This window comes from Pantoea sp. CS_6, from assembly GCF_041954745.1.
In the GTDB taxonomy this organism is placed as follows: Bacteria; Pseudomonadota; Gammaproteobacteria; order Enterobacterales; family Enterobacteriaceae; genus Pantoea; species Pantoea stewartii.
This window is the reverse complement of record NZ_JAVAYG010000002.1, coordinates 394,376-414,777: the sequence shown is the minus strand read 5'-3', so window position 1 is coordinate 414,777 and position 20,402 is coordinate 394,376. Positions and strand designations below refer to the sequence as shown.

General features: G+C 55.8%; 18 protein-coding genes. 8 read left to right on the top strand and 10 right to left on the bottom strand.

Going from position 1 to position 20,402, the window contains the following annotated elements; all coding sequences use genetic code 11:
* Positions 1 to 226: 226 nt before the first annotated feature.
* Positions 227 to 1,771 (bottom strand): methyl-accepting chemotaxis protein, encoded by a 1,545-nt coding sequence (locus RAC90_RS04910; protein ID WP_033741404.1) that lies wholly within the window; start codon positions 1,769 to 1,771, stop codon positions 227 to 229.
* Between the two features lie 250 nt (positions 1,772 to 2,021).
* Between RAC90_RS04910 and RAC90_RS04905 the strand changes: the two genes are divergently transcribed.
* Positions 2,022 to 2,516 (top strand): MarR family winged helix-turn-helix transcriptional regulator, encoded by a 495-nt coding sequence (locus RAC90_RS04905; RefSeq protein ID WP_033741402.1) that lies wholly within the window; start codon positions 2,022 to 2,024, stop codon positions 2,514 to 2,516.
* 167 nt (positions 2,517 to 2,683) lie between these two features.
* A complete protein-coding gene (gene iraP, locus RAC90_RS04900; RefSeq protein ID WP_033741400.1) occupies positions 2,684 to 3,028 on the top strand; it encodes an anti-adapter protein IraP in 345 nt (114 codons plus the stop codon).
* Positions 3,029 to 3,104: 76 nt separating this feature from the next.
* Here the strand turns inward: iraP and RAC90_RS04895 are convergent, their stop codons facing one another.
* From RAC90_RS04895 to RAC90_RS04885, 3 genes are all read right to left on the bottom strand, one after another.
* On the bottom strand, positions 3,105 to 4,901 hold the full coding sequence (locus RAC90_RS04895) for an EAL domain-containing protein (RefSeq protein ID WP_039340403.1): 1,797 nt from the start codon (positions 4,899 to 4,901) through the stop codon (positions 3,105 to 3,107).
* A 116-nt stretch (positions 4,902 to 5,017) separates the two neighbouring features.
* On the bottom strand, positions 5,018 to 6,340 hold the full coding sequence (locus RAC90_RS04890; protein ID WP_375124035.1) for a PAS domain-containing protein: 1,323 nt from the start codon (positions 6,338 to 6,340) through the stop codon (positions 5,018 to 5,020).
* 293 nt (positions 6,341 to 6,633) lie between these two features.
* Entirely contained in the window at positions 6,634 to 7,743 is a 1,110-nt protein-coding gene (locus RAC90_RS04885) for a LacI family DNA-binding transcriptional regulator (RefSeq protein WP_375124034.1), read from the bottom strand.
* Positions 7,744 to 7,937: 194 nt separating this feature from the next.
* On the opposite strand from RAC90_RS04885, the gene RAC90_RS04880 reads away from it, so the two are divergent.
* From RAC90_RS04880 to RAC90_RS04855, 6 genes are all read left to right on the top strand, one after another.
* A complete protein-coding gene (locus RAC90_RS04880) occupies positions 7,938 to 8,759 on the top strand; it encodes an ABC transporter substrate-binding protein (RefSeq protein ID WP_324019711.1) in 822 nt (273 codons plus the stop codon).
* Positions 8,760 to 8,834: 75 nt separating this feature from the next.
* Positions 8,835 to 9,641 carry an amino acid ABC transporter permease gene (locus RAC90_RS04875; RefSeq protein ID WP_058708169.1) on the top strand — a complete coding sequence of 269 codons (807 nt, stop codon included), beginning with the start codon at positions 8,835 to 8,837 and terminating at the stop codon, positions 9,639 to 9,641.
* A gap of 1 nt (position 9,642) precedes the next feature.
* A complete protein-coding gene (locus RAC90_RS04870; protein ID WP_058708170.1) occupies positions 9,643 to 10,389 on the top strand; it encodes an amino acid ABC transporter ATP-binding protein in 747 nt (248 codons plus the stop codon).
* Entirely contained in the window at positions 10,389 to 11,462 is a 1,074-nt protein-coding gene (locus RAC90_RS04865) for a Gfo/Idh/MocA family oxidoreductase (protein WP_375124033.1), read from the top strand. The genes RAC90_RS04870 and RAC90_RS04865 overlap by 1 nt, the downstream gene beginning before the upstream one ends.
* A gap of 28 nt (positions 11,463 to 11,490) precedes the next feature.
* Positions 11,491 to 12,612, top strand: a complete 1,122-nt coding sequence (locus tag RAC90_RS04860; protein ID WP_375124032.1) for an NAD(P)/FAD-dependent oxidoreductase — start codon at positions 11,491 to 11,493, stop codon at positions 12,610 to 12,612.
* Between the two features lie 367 nt (positions 12,613 to 12,979).
* Positions 12,980 to 14,011, top strand: a complete 1,032-nt coding sequence (locus RAC90_RS04855; protein ID WP_375124031.1) for an NADP-dependent oxidoreductase — start codon at positions 12,980 to 12,982, stop codon at positions 14,009 to 14,011.
* A 47-nt stretch (positions 14,012 to 14,058) separates the two neighbouring features.
* On the opposite strand, the gene RAC90_RS04850 is transcribed toward RAC90_RS04855, so the two are convergent.
* From RAC90_RS04850 to RAC90_RS04825, 6 genes are all read right to left on the bottom strand, one after another.
* Positions 14,059 to 14,919 carry a PfkB family carbohydrate kinase gene (locus RAC90_RS04850; protein WP_375124030.1) on the bottom strand — a complete coding sequence of 287 codons (861 nt, stop codon included), beginning with the start codon at positions 14,917 to 14,919 and terminating at the stop codon, positions 14,059 to 14,061.
* 2 nt (positions 14,920 to 14,921) lie between these two features.
* A complete protein-coding gene (locus RAC90_RS04845; RefSeq protein ID WP_054633805.1) occupies positions 14,922 to 15,779 on the bottom strand; it encodes a MurR/RpiR family transcriptional regulator in 858 nt (285 codons plus the stop codon).
* Complete coding sequence (locus RAC90_RS04840) at positions 15,779 to 16,750, bottom strand: ABC transporter permease (protein ID WP_054633806.1); 972 nt, start codon at positions 16,748 to 16,750, stop codon at positions 15,779 to 15,781. The genes RAC90_RS04845 and RAC90_RS04840 overlap by 1 nt, the downstream gene beginning before the upstream one ends.
* Before the next feature lie 31 nt (positions 16,751 to 16,781).
* Positions 16,782 to 18,281, bottom strand: coding sequence for a sugar ABC transporter ATP-binding protein (locus RAC90_RS04835; RefSeq protein ID WP_054633807.1), 1,500 nt, complete (start codon positions 18,279 to 18,281; stop codon positions 16,782 to 16,784).
* Between the two features lie 16 nt (positions 18,282 to 18,297).
* A complete protein-coding gene (locus RAC90_RS04830; RefSeq protein ID WP_054633808.1) occupies positions 18,298 to 19,338 on the bottom strand; it encodes a substrate-binding domain-containing protein in 1,041 nt (346 codons plus the stop codon).
* A gap of 64 nt (positions 19,339 to 19,402) precedes the next feature.
* Positions 19,403 to 20,383 carry a TIM barrel protein gene (locus RAC90_RS04825; protein WP_054633809.1) on the bottom strand — a complete coding sequence of 327 codons (981 nt, stop codon included), beginning with the start codon at positions 20,381 to 20,383 and terminating at the stop codon, positions 19,403 to 19,405.
* Positions 20,384 to 20,402 lie beyond the last annotated feature (19 nt).

Genomic DNA, 20,402 nt, shown 5'->3' with positions numbered 1-20,402 from the left:
CTCGCAGTCGCACATCCTGACCGCAGGCAGCCCCTCTGCCCGGCGCCGCTCGTTAACACAGCACTGGGATGGGCCGGGCTTAACGCCCGGCCCATATGACGCAGTTTGCTGGCGAAAGCGGAAGTGAATGGGTTATTCCCCACCTCCGCTGATTCTCCCTGACCTCCCACGCCGTCATTCAGAGGGATACATCTGAGCCGTTACGCGGCGTCTGATTTACCGGGTGTCATACCTTAAAGGTTTCTACCATCGTGCGCAGGGCATGCGCCTGCTCAGAAAGCGACTGTGAGGCGGAGGAGGATTCCTCCACCAGCGCCGCGTTGTTTTGCGTCACACCGTCCATCTGGCTGACGGCGATACTTACCTGCGAGATGCCCTGCATCTGTTCAGATGATGCCAGGGAAAGCTCGTCCATGGATTCAGCCAGTTCGCCGACCATGCCGACGATTTTCAGGATGCTTTGACCGGTTGAGGAGGCCACCGTGACGCCGCTCTCCACCTGCGTAACGGCCTGCTCGATCAGCGTTTTAATGTCTTTTGCGGCCGTGGCGCTGCGCTGTGCGAGCGTTCTGACTTCACCCGCCACCACGGCGAACCCGCGTCCGTCCTCGCCTGCCCGCGCCGCTTCGACAGCGGCGTTCAGGGCAAGGATGTTGGTCTGGAACGCGATGCTCTCAATGACGGAGGTGATGTCACGCACTTTGGTGGCGCTGACGGAAATGTCGTGCATCGTGTCTGACATACGCTTCACATCCGTTTCGCCGCTGCGGGCCAGCTGCGCGGTCTCACGGGCGGACTCGGCTGTCTGCCGGGCACCCGCCGCGTTACTTTTCACAGTGGCGGAAAGCTGCTCCATGCTGGCCGCGGTTTCCTGCAGCGCCGCGGCCTGTTGCTCGGTGCGGGATGACAGTTCCGTATTGCCTTGTGAAATCTCATCGGCGGCCAGCGCAACGGAGGCGGACGAATCCTTAATTTTTGACACCAGGCCACGCAGGTTCGCCTGCATCCCATCCAGTGAGGCCAGCAGGCTGGTTGTGTCATTGCGGCGCAGCACGACCGGTCCCGTCAGGTCTCCGGCGGCGATGGCGGCGGCGAGCGCCTGAGCCTGAGCTGGTTCGCCACCCAGCTGGCGCATCAGGCTGCGGCTGACAATCATGCAGCCCGCTACGGCAGTCAGCACTGACAGCAGGGTCAGCACGATCAGCATTGCTCTTGTGCGGGAAACGGTCTCGCTGGTCTCGCCAACCGTAAGAACGGTCTGCGCCTTCTGAATCTCTGTCAGTTGGTTGAGCAGTTTCAGAAGCTTTTGCTGAGCCGGTCGCGCAGTCTTCATCAGGTAGACAGTCGCGTCCTGCTGACGGTTTTCCAGCCCCATTTTGGCCGCGGTCATCAGGGTTTGCATGGCGTCATCTTCAGCTGCCAGTATTTCATCCAGCACGGTTTTACCCTGTGCACTGACGCTGTGTGTCATGCTTTCAACCAGTTGCTCCCGCTCGTGGATATATTTTTCCCGCTGTGTCGTCATACGGTCCCATTCGGGCCTGGATTCCTTCTCATCCGTCAGCAACGCCAGATTGCGTGCGGCGATGGCCATATCGCGGATATCACCACGCATATCCAGAACGATCGCAAACCGTTTCATTTTGTTGTTTATCGCGTCATTCATGCCGCGCTGTGCATCGGTCAGCGCATGTAACGCAGTGCCCGTACAGATAATTAAAAGCAGAACAAGTAAACCAAAGCCTGTAGCAAGACGCGTCGAAACCTTCATTATATTTTCCCGAATGTTATGTCACTGTCAGGTTCTATCGGCCGCAGACGCGTCAACTGCACAGACTTTACAAAATAAATTGAACACAACTTAATTGACGTCGATATGATTGCGGTCACGTTCAGTTTGGCCGCGGTTTAAAGCATCCATGACGTGTCCGTGATATCTTGTGTTTCCGGCTTCCTGACGTCTGTCGCATCACACGATTCACCGAACGCTTGCCGGCTTCCCCCTTATCTGGAGCCCCGGCATGAAAGAGATTAATGACGCCAGCGCGAGTAAAGACACCCAACCTCAGTGTCTGGAGGAGTTTCTCTGCTTTGCGCTTTACTCGGCCTCGCTGGCTATGACAAAGCTTTATCAGCCTCACCTGAAACCGCTGGGGCTGACCTATCCACAGTATCTGGCGCTGCTGGTCTTGTGGGAAAAGGATGGCATCACGGTCTCTGAGGTAGGTCAGCGCGTGCAACTGGACTCCGGCACGCTCAGCCATCTCCTCAAGCGACTTGAGCAGGCAGGCTTTATCAGTCGCCTGCGCGATACCGGTCATGATGAACGCAGAGTGATTATTCGCCTGACTGAAGCAGGCCGTGAACTTGAAAGGCGGGCCACAGGCGTACCTGCAGCGATGATTTGTGAAATGGGCATCCCGTTTGAAACCCTGGCCAGCCTGCGCGACGGGATAAGACAGGTTCAGGAAAAAATTATCCAGGCATTGCCGGAACAGCGGAACCCTGACGCCTGATGTTTTGTCATTATCTCAGACGGGATGACAGGCTGGGGCTGGCGGCAGAGTGCCCCATCTTATCCACAGAAGCACAATGGCACTGATTATGGCCAACCGGACAGACCGGTTTTAATTTGAGAGCAACTTGCTGACCGATTCCGTTTGAAAGTTTAAGAGGGACGATAATGAAAAACGTTGTACTTAGCATGCTGGCTAAAATATCGCATATCGACGCAGGGATGAAGCAGTTAACAGCCCGTGTTGAGGCGCAGTCTCTGCTCATCAGCGCACTTGTGCTGGCGGTGAGTAAAGAAGGCGGCGTGACTGAAATGATTGAAAGTGCTAACAAAGCCATTAACACCGTCATCGACTCTGCTGAATGCGATGATCTGCTGAAGTCTGACGCCGCGCTCCTGCTCAGTGAATTTCAGAGCCTGCTCACCATTTCGAGGGCTGTCGATGGCGCGGATGACGAAATTAATCATGAAGGAATGACTAAACTTAAAGGATTATCCCCCTCTGTGGAATAAGCCGGCTTGGTTAAGCGCCAGGCCACACCTTACCGCCCGTCATCCTTTATCCAACGGGCCAGCAACCGGACGTTATTTACGTTGCGTGGCCCAGCTGACCGTATTTAAAGGTGGAGAGCCAGCTTTTTAGTGCCTGCGGAAGCAAGGGATGAGAAATGTAAAAACCCTGTGCCTGATCGCATCCCCATGAAGCGAGCATATCCAGAGCCTCTGGTATTTCAACGCCTTCAGCCACAACAACATAGTTCAGAGATTTCAGCATACCTATCACGCTCGATGCGATAATGCGGCTTGCTTCATTCGAGGTCAAATCGGCTATCAGCGCCCTGTCAAGCTTGATAACGTCCACCGGCATCCTGCGCAGATAACCAATATTACTGTAACCGGCACCAAAATCGTCCAGCGAAAGACGATATCCTCGTTGTCTTAACTGCGCCATCATTGCCAGGGCGGCAGGATTTTCCGTGGCCAGCTCCGTTTCAAGACATTCGAACTCCAGCAGAGCGGGTGGCAGTTGGGCCTGCGCCATCTTCGCGTCAAGGTGGTCAATAAAGCCACTTCGTGCAAGGTCGCTGACACTGACGTTAACGGATACCGGCAGACCGATGCCCTCGGATAACCAGACGCGCAGCTGACGGATCACCTCCGTAATCACCCAGTCAGTGATATCGCTCATCAGGCTGGTTAACTGCGCTGCGGGCAGAAATTCGGCGGGCGAAAGCTCGCCCCGCTCGGGATGACACCAGCGTATCAGCGCCTCAAATCCCGTCGGTTGCACATCAGATAAGGAAAGCCGGGGCTGATAAACCAGATACAGCCCGCCTGTACCGGTTTTAAGGGCTGCCGACAGATCGTTCATCAACATGAAATCGCCATTGCGCCTGCTGTCACTCACCTCACTAAACGAACGAGCGCCACCATTGATGCTGATGGCTTCGTGAAGTGCGCTGACCGCGCGCCGCAGGGCTTCCTGGGCCGGTAGCGCCGCTGGCGTAAAGCAGACATCGCCCGCGTACAATGTCAGGTCCATAGCAAGACCTTCGGGCGCGAGAGGCCGCACGTCGCGCATTGCTTCAAGAACAGCATCGGCCGAAAACGGCTCATCTGAGCGGGACAGGAAGGCAAAGCGCCCAGTGGCTACCGTGTAAAAAATTTTTTCAGGCCCCAGCGCCAGCTTGTTTTGCAACAGACGCCCGCTGTCCCGCAGGAGCGCTTCCACTGGCGGCATGCCCAGTGCCCGGGCCAGTTCATAGGCTCGGGGCATATCAATGCAGTCGATAACGGTGAGCCTGAGGACGTCGGAATGCCCCGCCTCAGACAGTTGATCCAGATGGCGGATGAGTTGCTGACGGTTAGGCAAGCCTGTTACCGCATCCGTTAATCCCGCGACCTGCCAGGCCTTCAGAAAGACCGTCACCATCGCGGCAAGTCGGCTGAGCAACCTGACCTTTTCAGCCGGAAAGGCGTGTGGCTGACTGTCTGTGACGCATAGCGTCCCCATAACCTTTCCTTGCGCGTTGATCAACGGCACGCCCGCGTAGAAGCGGAGGTAAGGCTCCCCCGTGACAAGCGGATTCGTGGCGAAACGTGCGTCCAGCAAGGTATCTGGCACAATGACCGGAATCGCGCTCTCCACGACGAAGCGGCAGAATGCATCCTTGCGATCAGTCTGACACAGCGTCGTGTTGTACTTTGCGCGAAACGTCTGATGCTGCTCATCAAGAACGGATATAAAGCTGGTCGGTATGCCCAGCAACGTGCTGGTCAGGGCGGCGAAGTGGTTGAGTACCTCATCACGCTCCTGATCGGGCAATCGCAGAATGTCTGCGGAGCGTGGCGAAGACTGCGCTCCGTGACGAATGTTTATCAACATGGCGTATCCTTTCCCTGAAAGGCAAAAGTTAAAAAAGCAAGGCGCTGCACTGAAGGACATCCCTGTGCTCAGAAAGCAGGATAATGCTGAATGATAAAACGGCTAAAGCGGATTCGTTACTCAGTTTCAACCGTATGCGTAAACTCCCTGACCGCCCCTTCCACGCGTTCCGAGTTTTTCTTAATGATGGCGATGACCTCGCCGGCCTCGCGCATCAGTATGACGCCCTGCTCCGTATTTTTCTGGTTGAGTTCCATACCTTTCAGCACTTCCCGGGCCAGCTGATTATTATTTGATACCACCTGTTCTATTTCTTCTGTGGCCCCGCTGACGCTTGCCGCCAGCGCGCGCACTTCGGCGGCCACAACCGCAAAGCTCCTGCCGGACGCCCCTGCTCTGGCAGCTTCAATCGCGGCGTTAAGGGCAATAAGCCGTGTTTGTGTCGCAAACCGTCTGATGGTCTCTACCATGCCGTCAATGCTTCCTGACTGGCTGTTGAGGCGCGCGATGTCAGCGGAGATCGCGTTCATGTCCTGCGCGATCCGGTCCACAACTTCAATACTACTCTCAATTACATTCGCCCCATTCTGCGCATTTCCCAGCGTCTGTACAGCCATTTCCCAGGCCTGTACGGCGGCATCGTGCTCTTTTTGGTTATTCAAAACCTGTTCGGTCACATCCGTGGCAAACTTGACGATTTTATATAATTCGCCATTGCTGTTAAAAACAGGATTATACGTCGCGCGCAGCCAGAGTGGCTTCCCGTGATGATTGAGTCTGGGAAACTGCCCCGAAAAAAATTCGCCCTGATTAAGCCTTTTCCAGAACTGCCGGTATTCGTCGCTTGCAGAAAGCTGTTCTGAACAGAACATCCGATGGTGTTGACCCACAACCTGCTCACGTTTGTAACCGGTCGTTTTCAGGAAATTGTCATTAGCATCCAGGACACGACCGTCAGGACTGAACTCAATCACAGCCATTGACCGGTTGATGGCGTTGATCACAGATTCCTGTTCCAGCCCTGCCTCTATGCGTTCTGAGATGTCCGCCGCTATCTTAATGATTTTGCACACCCTGCCACGGCGGTTCCTGACCGGGATATAACTGGCTTCCAGCCAGACAGGACGGTTTCCTTTAGCCAGCCGCAGATGTTTACCACTGCGAACGTCACCGGCGGCAAGGCGCTGCCAGAAATGGCGGTATTCAGGTGAATCCGTCAGGGAAGACGGGCAGAACATGCTGTGATGTTGCCCAATTATTTCGTGCGCCTCGTAGCCCATTGCGGTCAGGAAAAGCGGGCTGGCTTTCTGAATCGTTCCGTCAGGACTGAATTCAATAACCGGCATCGCGCTGTCAAGCGCCCTGAACGGCGCCGATCTACGCCCGCTGCGAAGATCGTTAAGAAAGGAAAAGACATTTTTTAATACATTAAAGCGCATAACCACGACCGTAATCTGAGTTGACTAATCTGGTTATCGGCTGTTAAGACCCTGGCATTATGTATTGTTGTGATAGTTTCCGTTGATTATTACCGGGTGAAATTAATTCACTAATAAAAATAAATTTTTTGTATGACCTTCAACAGGATGCGTAAACGACTCCGCTGCAAAAGGCATGCTGCTGCGCAAATTGCGTCATGCAGGCAACCTCGGCAGCCTGACTGACCGCTCGGGCCTGCTCGTCTGAGGATAATGACGGGACACGGCAGTAAGACCGCTGTAAGAACAATCCCCTATTTGCTCAGCGCCCAGGCGGCTGGAACCGGCTTTCCTCCTGCCCGCACTGGCCCGACCGATCCCCGCACCACCATCCAGCTGTCGAATGCCGGTAACGCGCCGGCGGGCTGCTGCCGGATATGGCAGATTAACCGGCGCGCGGCTTCGCGGCCCATCTCATAAACCGGCTGGGCCACAACCGTAAGTGCGGGTGTCATCAGTTCGGTCCAGGGAAAATCATCGTACATCACAAACGAAATATCGTCGGGCACACGCAACCCACGTCTGGCCAGTCCGCGTAAAATCCCCATTGCAATCAGGTTGTCGGACGCAATGAGCGCACTGGGCGGTTCGGGAAGCGAGAGAAGTTCCGTCAGAATCTGTTCAATACACTCTTCGTTAAGGGCATTCAGCCGCACCAGCTTCGGGTCAAGTGCCCTACCGGCATCCTGATGGGCGTCGATCATCCCTTTTACCCGCTGTGCCACCGGCGTGGGCCCTAAGCTCATCGCGTGAGTGTAAGACGCGGCTGTGCGCATACTGGAAAGGTATGCAATGCGGTGATGTCCGGCGTTAAGCAACAGTTGCGTCGCCTCTTTCGCCACCTTCAGAAAGTCTGCCTGAATGGTTTCCACGTCCAGTCCTTCGACAGAACGATCAAACGTCATCAGCGCGCGGCCTTCCGTCAGCACCTGTTTAAGATGGTCGTTATCACACGCCAGCGAGCTGCAGGGGGCCACGATGATGCCATCAACGCGCTTGTCCAGCATGACGCGCACGGCTTCCCGTTCCTCTTCCACGGTTTCATCGCTGTTGCTGAGCAGCAAATGAAACCCCGCCTGGCGCGCCACATCCGCCATGCCACGCAGCGCAAGGCCGAAATGCGGGTTTTCAATATCGCCAACGATCACGCCAATCGTGTTCGAACGCCCGGTATTCATGCTGCGCGCCAGCTCATTGGGCCGGTAACCCAGGGTTTCTGCCGCCTGGGTGACGCGGATTTGTACCTCTTCACTTACGGCGCCATAGCCGCCCAATGCTCTGGCCGCCTGGGCTTTTGACACGCCCGCCTGACGTGCCACATCGGCTACTGTGGGTCCGCGTACTTGCTGTTTTTTGCTGGTCATAATTATTTTGAATCACAAGTTGATAACATCGTAATTGACGCTGCTGAAAGCGTGTGCTTAATATCATTGTATCCACTTGAGACCGGTCTCACAACAACTACCGGTTTCATTTTGACCCGCATTGAGACCGGTCTCAATCAGACAGTACTGGCTCAGTGACCTTCGACGTTTCACCTGCAAAATGGAAGAGCTTTATGACATCGCATAAACGTTTAACCAAAATAACCGCCTTTGTCTTCGGCCTCGCGGTAATGCTCTCAACCAGCGTCAGTGCACGGGCAGCCAGCGACAACAATCCCTATGGGCTGATTGAACCGGGCCATCTGCGTGTCGCCAGCCTGGGCGACGCGAAACCCTATACCTTTACGGACAAAGACGGAAATTTCACCGGCTTTGACGTCGAATTTTTCAAAAATGTCGCCCATCGCATGGGCATTGATAAGGTGGATTTTGTCGGACAGGATTTTTCCGCCATCCTGCCCGCCGTCGCCAACGGACAATATGATGCAGGCGTGGCCGCGATCGGAATCACACCGGCCCGTGAAAAAACCGTTGATTTCTCCACGGGCTATCTGGCGGGTTACCTGACGGTGCTCACCCGCAGCGATTCCGGCGTGAAAAACGTGGCAACGCTGGCGCACAAGCGACTGGGCGTCATTCAGGGCACGCTGCAGGAAAGCTATGCGCTGGCCAACTTCAAACAGACCGATCTGGTGCGCTTTCCCGATAACAACGCGGCCGTTTCCGCGCTGAACAACGGCACTATTGATGCCATGTTCCTTGATTACGAAGCCGCCAAAGATTATGCCACCCGCTTCAAACTGGTGACGGCAGCCAACATCCCCTCTTTCGACGCCCCGGCGGGCGTGGCGATAGCGAAAAACAAACCGGCCTTTAAAGCGGCGCTGGACAAAGCCATCAAAGCGGCGATGCAGGATGGGACGTGGAAACAGCTTTATGAGAAGTGGTTTCCGGGCTCGCCTATGCCTGAACAGTATCTGCCTCAGCACAATTAGTCCCCGCGCAACCGGTGTGCGAGTGAATACATTCGGTGACGGGCGTTGTCCGTCACCCGCAACAGAGAATCGGCTATGGATCTGATCACTATTCTTTCCCGTACCTTCTTTGATTTTTCTGCAATGAAGGACGTACTGCCGCAGCTGCTGGCAACGGGCCTGGTCAACACGTTGATCATCTCGTTGGCCGCCACGCTGCTGGGCACCTTTTTCGGCCTGATTCTGGCGCTGATGGGGATTTCGCCTTCGCGCTGGCTGCGTGTACCGGCCCGGCTGTATACCGATCTGTTTCGCGGCCTGCCCTCTATCCTGACCATTTTGCTGATTGGTCAGGGGCTGGCGCGCTTCAGCTATCAGCTGTTTGGCCCCTCACCTTATCCGCTGGGCATTTTTGCCCTGAGTCTGATTGCCAGCGCCTATATGGGCGAAATCTTTCGCTCAGGGATCCAGAGCATTGAGCAAGGCCAGATGGAAGCCTGCCGGGCGCTGGGCATGAGCTATGGTCGGGCGATGCGGCTGGTGATCATTCCTCAGGGCATCCGCCGCGTCTTGCCTGCCATCGTGAATCAGTTCATCGCGATTATTAAAGACTCTTCGCTGGTTTATCTGCTGGGGCTGATGTCCAGCCAGCGCGAACTGTTCCGGGTTGGCCAGGATGCCGCGGTGCTGAGCGGCAATCTGTCACCGCTGATGCTGGCGGGGCTGTTCTACCTGATGATTACCGTGCCCTTAACCCATGCGGTGAACCATATTGACATCCGTTACCGCACCGGACGCCGCCGGGCAACGGCGCCGCAGAGCGGACTGAAAGAAATTGATGAGGTGGCGGTAAAACGCGCCGTCACGCCCACGGCCTCCCTGACCAGCGAACGAGGACACTGAGATGGCAACGTCCACTGCATTTCACGGCGCAAGCCTGGAGCTGCGTAATCTGACCCTGGCGTACGGCCCGATTGAGGTGCTGCGCAATGTGTCACTGACCATCGCGCCCGGCACCACCACCTGCATCATCGGCCCTTCCGGATCGGGAAAATCGACCCTGCTGCGCGGTATCAATCGCCTGCATGAACCCAAAAGCGGCGACGTCTTGCTGGCCGGGCGTTCGGTACTGAAGGACAAACCCGATGCGCTGCGGTTGCGCATTGGCATGGTCTTTCAGCACTTCAATCTGTTCCCCGATCACAGTGCGCTGGAAAACGTCGCGCTGGCTCCCTGGAAAGTCAAAGGCCGCTCGAAAACGGAGGCAGAGACAATTGCCCGGCAACGTCTGGCTGAGGTCGGCTTAGCACAGCGCGCCGACCATCGTCCGCGCGATCTCTCCGGCGGGCAGCAACAACGTGTCGCGATCGCCCGGGCGCTGGCGATGGAGCCCGAGGTGATGCTGTTTGACGAGGCCACGTCGGCGCTCGATCCCGAACTGGTGAAAGGCGTGCTGACGCTGATGGCTGAACTCTGTGAGTGCGGCATGACGATGGTGGTGGTCACGCATGAGATGGGATTTGCCCGCCGCGTGGCCGACCAGGTGGTGTTTATGGATGAGGGCGAGATTGTCGAAGCAGGGCCACCCGATCAGTTATTTGAACGTCCACAATCTGCCCGTTTACAACGTTTTTTATCGGAGGTGCTCTGATGGCACAGCATAAGGTGACAGGTCCCATCCGCACGGCGCTGGTGGGATTTGGCATTGCCGGCAAGGTCTTTCATGCCCCACTGATTTCACACGATGCCGCTTACCGTCTTGAGGTGATCGTGACCGGTAATGCGCAACGCGTCGCCGCGGCAAAAACGCATTATCCCCAGGCGCGAATTGTGCCGGACTGGCCGTCACTGCTGCAGTTGATCGACAACGGCGACATCGCGGTGGATCTTATTGTGCTGGCGACGCCGCCCGCTCAGCACCGTGAGCAGGCTGTCCAGGCCAGCCTGCGCGGTATTCATCTGGTGGTGGATAAACCTTTTGCGCCTGACGTCAGCGCGGCGGAAGCGATGATTGACGCCGCCCGAGAGGCTGGCACCCTGTTAACGGTCTTTCACAATCGCCGCTGGGACGGCGATTTTCTGACGCTGCAACGCCTGGTGCAGGACGAGGCATTTGGCACCGTCAGAAGCTTTGAGTCGCGCTTTGAGTGGTGGCGACCTGACGGATTTGGTAACTGGCGCGACAGCGTTTCGCTTGTGCAAGGGGGCGGCCTGCTGCTGGATCTGGGCAGCCACCTGATCGATCAGGCGATACAGCTGTTTGGTCCCGTGCAGGAGGCCAGCGCCGAGCTGGCACGCTATTCCGGCAATCAGTCCGACAGCGATGAGGATTGCTTCGTTTCTTTACTGCATACCTGTGGCGTGCGTTCGCGGCTGTGGATGAATGGCCAGGCCGCGCTTAATGCTCCCCGCTTCCATCTGCTGGGCAGCCAGCGAGCTTTTACGCACTGGGGCCTGGATAACCAGGAGCCGCAGCTGGCCGCGGGCATGTCCCCGACTGACAGCGCCTACGGCGTAACGCCGCCTGAACGCGCAGCCCGGCTGGGCACCGTGGAGCAAAGTGAGGCGGTGGCGCTGCAGCGCGGCAATTACCCTGAATTTTATCACCGTCTTGCCCGTGCCCTGGTACACGGCGGCCCGCCGCCAGTGGACGCCAGCGAGGCGCTGGGCGTGCTGAAACTGATTGAGCAACTCCATCGGCAAAGTCGCGTACGCCTTGCCTGAATGGGGTATTTTCTGACAGAAGGAATCCATGATGACTGACAACTCTGTGGCCAAAACCGTTGTTGTACTGGGTGGCGGCATTTTAGGCGTTTCCACGGCATGCCAGCTGGCACAGGCTGGCGCGAAAGTGACGCTGGTCACCGAAGCCGAACTCTGCTCTGGCGCATCAGGACGTTCACTTTCCTGGCTTAACTCTGCCGGAGAGCGTTCCGCGCCTTACCATGCGCTGAGAATGGCGGGCATTGACCGCTACCGCACCCTGTTTGCCCGCCATCCCGATCTCAGCTGGCTGCGCTTTGACGGTGCGCTGTTCTGGGCGGCGGATGACGAGGCGGGCACCAAAGCGCGTCATGATTATGAAAACGCCCTTGGCTATGCTTCCCGGCTGGTTAATCCGCGCACGGTGCATGAGGTGGATCCGCAGGTTAACCCCAGCGCGCTGGCCAGCGTCGCTATTGCCAACCCTGGTGAGGGCTGGGTAAGCCTGCCGCATCTGGCCGCAAAACTGGTTGAGGATTTCAAAGCCGCAGGCGGCGAAGTGATTGAACAGGCAGGCAAAGCCAGTGTGCTGACCGCAGGTGGGCGGGCCACAGGCATTCGCAGCGCGAAACGGGGCGACATCATGGCCGATCGGGTGCTTGTCGCCTGTGGTCCCTGGACGCCCGATGTCGTTGCGCCGCTTGGTGTACGCATTCCCAACGGGTCGCCGGTGTCCATGCTGGTTACCACTACCGCACAGGAACGCGATCTTAACGTGGTATTAAATACGCCCCGCGCGGCGATACGTCCCAACCCTGGCCGTACGCTGGCGGTCGATCATGACTGGTATGAAGAGGATATCGTTGCGCATGCTGATGGTCAGTACAGCATCGATCATGCCGTTATTCGCCAGCTAATGGCGGATGCGGGTCACCTGCTTGGCGACGGCGCACCACTGGAAGCAGACAGCTGGAAAATTGGCCTGAAACCCGTGCCGGGGGATGGTGAACCGGTTGTCGGGGAGCTGAAAAAAGTCCCCGGTTGCTTTGTGGCCTTTACCCATTCGGGCGCGACGCTGGCACTGATTCTGGGCGAATTGCTGACGGAGGAGATCCTCAACGATGTCCGGCATCCCATGCTCGCGACCTTCCGGCCGGAACGATTTAACTAAGCCCGCCCCCGCGCCGTCGCCCGACGGCGCGGGAACCGTCTGCGACATGGTTATACGCTGGGGCATCTTCGCCCCCTTTTTCCCCGCCACCTGACGCGACTTTCAGCGTCACCGCCCTTCAGACGCCGTGACGACCGGTATAACGTTGTGCCCCCTGTTCCCCGTGTGACACCGTCACGACGCGCTGGATTCGGAGCAATCTGAACGGGCCACGTGGCGCGCGCTGTGCGTAGCGGTACGCCGGGCGAGTCCTGTTTGCCCTGCCCGTTGACCGCCAGCACGGTTAAGCATGCTTTGTTCTGTCATCTACACTTAGCCATTCATTCCCGGCAACCCTGAGCGGTTTGCCCATGCAAAGGACGACTTTATGACTGAACAATCGACAACAAATCACGCCTGGCTTTTGGCTTCACGCCCCAAGGGTGAACCAACGGAAGACAACTTCCGTTATGTTGCGCAGCCGACACCTGAAATCAAAGATGGCGAGATCTTACTGCGTACGATTTATCTGTCACTCGACCCTTATATGCGCGGACGTATGGATGAAGGGAAATCTTACGCGCCACCGGCAGAGCTGGATAAGCCGATGGTTGGCGGCACGGTTTGTCAGGTCGCCGAATCCAAAAAAAGTGAATTTAAAGCGGGTGACTGGGTGCTTTGCCAGAGCGGCTGGCAGGAATATGCCGTGTCTGATGGTAAAGACGTTGCCCGTCTGAATAGCGACCTCCCGCATCCCTCCTGGGCGCTGGGAATTCTCGGCATGCCCGGATTTACGGCCTATATGGGTTTAATGGATATCGGTCAGCCGAAAGAAGGCGAAACCCTGGTTGTCGCGGCGGCAACCGGTCCGGTGGGCGCGACCGTGGGCCAGTTAGGAAAAATGAAAGGCTGTCGCGTGGTAGGTGTCGCGGGTGGTGAAGAAAAATGCCGTCATGCGGTGGAAAATCTGGGCTTTGATGCCTGTATCGATCACCACAGCCAGGACTTTGAAGAGCAGCTCAAAAATGCCTGCCCGGATGGCATTGATATCTATTTTGAAAACGTGGGCGGTAAGGTGTTCGATGCGGTCTTCCCGCTGCTGAACCCGGCGGCGCGGGTGCCGGTTTGCGGACTGGTTTCTGCCTACAGCCAAAAAGAGCTGCCGCCAGGCCCTGACCGTACCTCCCGCATCATGGCCGGTATTCTGACCCGGCGCATTCGCATGCAGGGCTTTATCATTTTCCAGGATTATGACCACCGCTATCCTGAGTTTTTGAAAGCCATGACGCCGCTGGTGGAAAGCAAGAAAATTCAGTATCGCGAGCACGTGATTGACGGGCTGGAAAATGCGCCTAAGGCATTTATTGATATGCTGAACGGTAAAAACTTCGGTAAGACTGTGGTGAAAGTAGCCTCGTAATCCCACGCATCACGTAATAATGCAACGTCACTGACGTTGCATTTTTTTTAGCGGATGGGCTGCGAAACATGCGTAGCGGCTGCATCATTGGCCTTCGCGACGGCCAGCGCCAGCGCCTCACCGTCTGCCAGCGCCTGACACAATACGCCCATGAAACAGTCACCCGCGCCATGCGTACTGACCAGCGTCACCTTTCGGGCTGGCAACGTTTGCGTATTCCCGGCTTCGCTGAACGCCACACCGTGTTCACCGGCGGTCACCACTACGCACGGAAAGCGAGCAGCCAGTTGGGTTGCCGCCTGCTGTGCCGACGACAGATCGGTGACCACAATGCCACTCATGTCTCGCGCTTCAACCGCATTGACCACCAGCACATCAATGCTGCGTTCAAATTCAGCAGAGAGCGGGCGCGCCGGTGCCGCATTGATGCAGACCGGAATATGCTGCTGCCGTGCTGCCTGCGCCGCCGCCAGATTCACCGCTTCCGGCACCTCATTTTGCAGTACCAGCATCGAAACGCCCTGCCAGAAATCTGCCTGCGCAAACGGCAGGCAGGAAATATGCTGGTTGGCATTGGAGACGACCACTGCGCCGTAATCCCCTTCCGCATCGGTAATCGCCACGCTTATACCAGAGGGCATGTCGTTAAGCACCGCAACGTGTTGTGTTTCTACACCCGCCTGTTGCAGGCGATTCAGTAAGAACCGGCCCTGTTCATCCGCGCCTACGGCCCCGATAAAACACACCGCCGCGCCCGCACTGGCCGCTGCGATTGCCTGGTTGCCGCCTTTGCCACCAAACTTATAGCGGCACGCGGTACCCATGACCGTTTCGCCTTTTTCAGGGCGATGGTGGGCATCCAGCATAATGTCGTAATGAAGACTGCCGGTGACTGCAATTTTGCTCATGCTCAGAATTCCCGCAGATCCTGAACCGCATGCTGGGTTTTCATCAGGTTTTTCTCCGCCCGCTTCAAATCCTTTTTCGCGATAGCCACAAAAAGCGCATCCAGTATATTCAGTTGGGCGATTCGTGACGCGGCGTTTTCCCCTAACAGATGCGATCCCTGAGAAGTTGAATTAAGAACCACATGCGCATGACGCGCAATAGGCGACTCCGCGTAATTAGTAATGACAATCACTCTGGCGCCGTTGCGACCGGCTAATTTCACCGGATCGTTCACGGCACGCGTTGCGCCTGAGTGACTAATGGCAATTACCACATCGTCATCAGATAATACGGCGGCAGACATCAGCATAATATGGGCATCATCATAGGCGCTGGATTTAATCCCTATTTTTAGCATCTTGTGGGATAAATCACGGGCGACCGTTGCCGAACCGCCGACAGCATAAAGATCAATATGACGTGCTTTAAAAATAATATCTGCCGCGCGATTAAATTCGGACACATCTAAAACCGACAGGGTTTCTTCAATAGCCTGAATAGACGTGCGGAAAACTTTTGCCAGTAATTGTTCCGAAGAATCATCAGGCTCAATTTCTGCATGCAAACCGGCCACTTCAGACGCGTTATAATAAATTAAACTGCTCCTGAAATTTCTGAATCCCGTGAAGTTAAGCTTTTTTGTTATCTTCACTATCATCGCTTCCGATACACCGTTCTCCTGCGCAATCTCTTTTAATGAGGTTTGTTCAGTGATGTCGGTTCGGGCCGTGATCGCCTCAACCACGCGCCGTTCTAACGGGGTCAGTTGGGGTAATCGCATACGAATTTGAGCGCCAATGGCTCGCGGATCTTGCTTCATTACTTGCCTCGGGTCGCTCGGTCAATCAACATCGCTATGATAATAATAAGACCGGTAGCGAGCAATTGATAAAACGCCTGAATATTAAGCAGTGTCAATCCATTACGCAGCGCCCCCAGAATAATGACGCCGATCAGGGTGCCAAAAATACTGCCTTTCCCTCCCATCAGTGACGCCCCGCCGATGGCGGCGGCGGCAATCGCATCCAGCTCCCACAGATTGCCAATGGTGGGTTCCGCCGCGCCCAAGCGACCAATCAAAATCAACGAGGCCAGTGACGCCAGCATGCCGGAGATCACGTACACCGTCACCTTGGTGCGCTTCACCGGCACACCCGCTACCCGGGCAGCCTCTTCATTACCGCCAATCGCCAGAATGTATTCGCCCAGCGGCGTCTTATTCATAACGACCCATAAGCACAAAGCAATGACCGCCACCACCACGATGGGCGTGGGCACGCCAAATAGCGTGCTGTTAATCAGGCTACGGAACGACATCGGAATGCCAAAGACCGGATTGCCACCGGTATAAATCAGGGCAACGGCGCGAAACAGCGACAGACCGCCCAGCGTCACAATAAACGGTTGTAGCCCGGCATAAGCAATCAGTGAACCGCTAAACATGCCGCTAATGACCCCGATGCCCAGCGTCGCCATGATTGCCAGGGGTACCGGTACGCCAGAAACCATCAGCGTAGCCCCTAATACGGCGGACAGCGCCGCCGTGGGCCCGACCGATAAGTCAATGCCGCCCGAAATGATTACCAGGGTCATGCCCAGCGCAATTAAGGCATTTATTGACGACTGCTGCATAATATTCAGCAGATTGGGAACGGTTAAAAAGACCGGTGACAAAAATGAGAATGTCACCACAATAATGACCAAACCGATTAAGGTTCCGGCATCGCGCAGGTTGAATTTAAGCAGCGACGAAGAACGCCCTGGCTGCTGCATATTAGTTTGCGTTGTCATGTTTATCGCCTTTATCTTTAAAGGTGTTCGATCAGGCCATTTCTGTTTCTTTAATGGCAAAGCGGGCTATATTCTCTTCGGTAATCGCATCACCGGTTAATGTCTGGGTAATCTTCCCTTCCCGCATGACCAGAACACGATCGCAAATACGAATAATTTCTGTCATCTCTGACGAGACAACAATAATCGCTTTACCTGCCTGTGCCAGGCGCTCAATAAGATTGTAAATTTCGGACTTGGCACCAATATCAATTCCCCGGGTTGGCTCATCAAATAAGAAAACTTTGGTATCAGCTGCTACCCAGCGACCAATAATCACTTTCTGTTGATTACCGCCGCTAAGCGTGCCGATGGTTTTTTCGATATCCAGCGGGCGAAGTTTCAGGTCGCTCATCACATCGTGCGCCACGCGATTTAACCGGAGTTTATTGATTACCCCGGCCAGGGTGAACTGGCGCATAGACGACAGCGCCATATTCATCTTCACGGCGCGCGCTTTGATGATGCCCTCTTTTTTACGATCTTCCGGTACCAGGCCGATGCCTGCCCGGATCGCCGCGCTGATATTGTGGTTGGGGACCAACCGGCCATTGACCTGCACCGTGCCGCTGGTGCGCCTGTCAATACCGGCGATCAGTTTGAGAAGTTCGGTACGTCCTGCACCCACCAGTCCTGCAATGCCCAACACTTCCCCGGCGTTGACGCTAAAATTTGCAGGCGATATGACGTTGCTCCGTCCCAGGTTCTCTACCCGTAATACTTCCTGCGACGTCACGAAGGCATTGTGGTCGAGCTTTTCGATCTTGCGGCCCACCATTTTGGCCACAATGCTCTCTTCAGTTTCATCACAGATATTAACGACCCCGACCTGTTTGCCATCACGCATGATGGTTGCCCGGTCGCACACGCTGAAGATCTCGTTCATCTTATGTGACACGTAGATCAGTGAAACGCCCAGAGACTTCAGGTCGGCAATCAGTTCAGCCAGACGGTCAAACTCTTGCGGTGTCAGGCTGGACGTCGGCTCATCCATGGCGATGATTTTTGCGTCATCCAGTAAGGCACGCGCAATTTCCACCACCTGCTGTTGCGAAACCTTTAGCGCCTTAATCGGCATATCAGGATCGATCGTCGGATCCAGGCGCTTCAGGATTAACGTGGCACGCGCTAACTGTGCCGCTTTATCGACCCACAACCCCTTCGCTTTGGTTAACGGGCGGCCCAGAAACATGTTCTGCGCAACGGAGAGTTCGGGAACATGCTGCAGCTCCTGATGGATCATCGCAATGCCTGCATGACGCGCACTGAGCGGGTTTTTCATGTGTACCGTCTGGCCGTTCACGCTGATTTCACCGCTGTCCGCATCGCGCACGCCGGAAAGAATGTTTAACAGGGTGGATTTTCCCGCACCATTCTCGCCAATCAGGGCATGCACTTCACCCGGCTTCACAAAAAAGTCGACATTTTGTAAAGCTGCAGCGCTGCCGTAGGTTTTGCTGATGCCGCGCATCATTAAGCGATACTGTTCCATACACTCTCCGCCTGGCTTACTGCTGCGCTAACAGCTGACGCAGCTTATCCATGTCTTTGGTAGAAAAGGCATCGGCATTCTCTTTGGTGATGAGCGCCTGCGGTGTTGAGACGACACGTGAAATTTTCTGGCCGTCGATGAGACGCAGCATCACATCCATCGCCACTTCGCCAGTCAGCATCGGGAAGCTGTCTACTGTGCCGGTCAACTCACCGCGCTTGATCGAGGCATAGGCATCTGAAATACCGTCAGTCCCAAATACCGCAACCTGTTTTGCCTTGTCCATTGCGCGCACCGCTTCCACCACGCCAAGGGCCATGGTGTCATTGTTGGCGTAGAAACCAATCAGATCGGGATGCTGTTGCAGAATGGTGCTGGCCGCATTGTAAGCCTGCTCACGGCTCCAGTTCGCTGGCACGCTGGCCACCACATTGAACTTGCCGTTCGCTTTCAGCGTTTCTTTAAAACCACTGGTGCGCTGGCCAGCCGCGTAAACGCCAGGTTGCCCTTCAATGACCGCAACCTTGCCGCCTTGGGGATGGTGCTCAATAAACCACTTCGCCACCCGAACCCCGTTGTCTTTCTGGACGTTGCCAACGTAGTGTTCTGCGTTTGGCATGACGGCATCGTTGACGTTCACGACCGGAATTTTTTTGCTGTTGGCGCTTTCCAGTGCGGGTTCGAGGTTGATATCGGTTTGAGGTGAAACCAACAGGCCGTTAAACCCTTGAGAGATTAGCGTTTCGGCAATCGAGAGTTGTCCCAGCTGGTCGTCTTCATTTGCCGCGGCCTGATAAGCCACGGTGATACCATATTTTTTGGCCGCGTTCTGGTAGCCTTCACCAAGTAAACGCCAGTATTCGTTGGTCAGCGTTTTGGATACGCCGCCAATTTTCAGCGACTTATCGACCTTGGGCATCGCACCGTATTGACTGTCAAGCTGTGACCAGTCAGTACGGTCCGTTTCGGTATCGGATTTGAGGGGTGCCAGATCGGCTGCGTAAACGCTGGAACCGAGCAGCAACGAGGCCAGCACAGCGAGGAGACGTTTTTTCATATTGTTAGCCTTCTAATTATGCATTTGTAAGGTACATCTGGATGGTTTCACACCGACGCGATGACTAACGCGCCAGCATAATGTCGTTGACGATCTGCTGCGACGCCACGGCATCCTGATGACGGATAGCCTCGGCCAGCGCCGCGTTATCATTAAATTGCTCGCACAGTTTCAGGAGGCGTTTCACGGTGGCGATGTTGGTTTCGGCTTCACGCACTGGATCCAGCCCGCTGGCGTCCGGGAACGTGTCGAAGTAATATGCGCCCTGATAGCCATCGCGCTGCATCTGCCACAGGAATTCCAGCGTGGCACGCGGATTCACCGCTCCGACCATTAACCCGTCATCACGTTTACCCCAGCCATCATTCAGATCCAGCCCCAGCAGCCGGGAGCGGCGTGCGACCATGGCGGCAGCCCAGGCCGGAATTTCATTGGCGAACAGGACGTGAGCGAAATCCAGGGTGATCCCCAGGTTCGGGCAGCCCGCTTCTTCCACCGCCAGCAGGCAGGTTGTGACGTTAGGAAAGATGCTGTAGGCGCGGGGTTCGTTAGGTTTGTACTCAATACTCACGTCGACATCCGGGGCATATTCTGCAATTTCGCGCACTGCGCTGACCGCGTCTTCCCAGATTTTTTTGTAATTGACCTGAAAACAGTAATCAAAGCCATCCTGCCCCATCCACAACGTCATCAGTGTTGAGCCGAATTCCCGTCCGGCATCAATGCCGCGCTTGGTGAGCTCGATAGCTTCGCGACGAATGTTGGCATCAGGATGGGTAAAGGCGCCAATCTTGAACTGCGGTGCATCCCAACGCATCTGCATGCCGTTCACTGCCAGTCCCGCGTCCTCAATGGCCTGACGCAGCGTTTTGATATCTGCCGTAAGGTGTTGGGGATAGTTGAGATCCAGGTGGGTCAGGCCATTAACGGTACCCGCACGCGCCACCATTTGCATAACGGAGGGCTTCCCCTGTAACGCTGGCCAGTAGCGATGTGCCCCCGATGCAAACGAGTTAAGACGTGTGGCAAATTTTAAATCAGACATGTGGCGCAATCCTTCATCA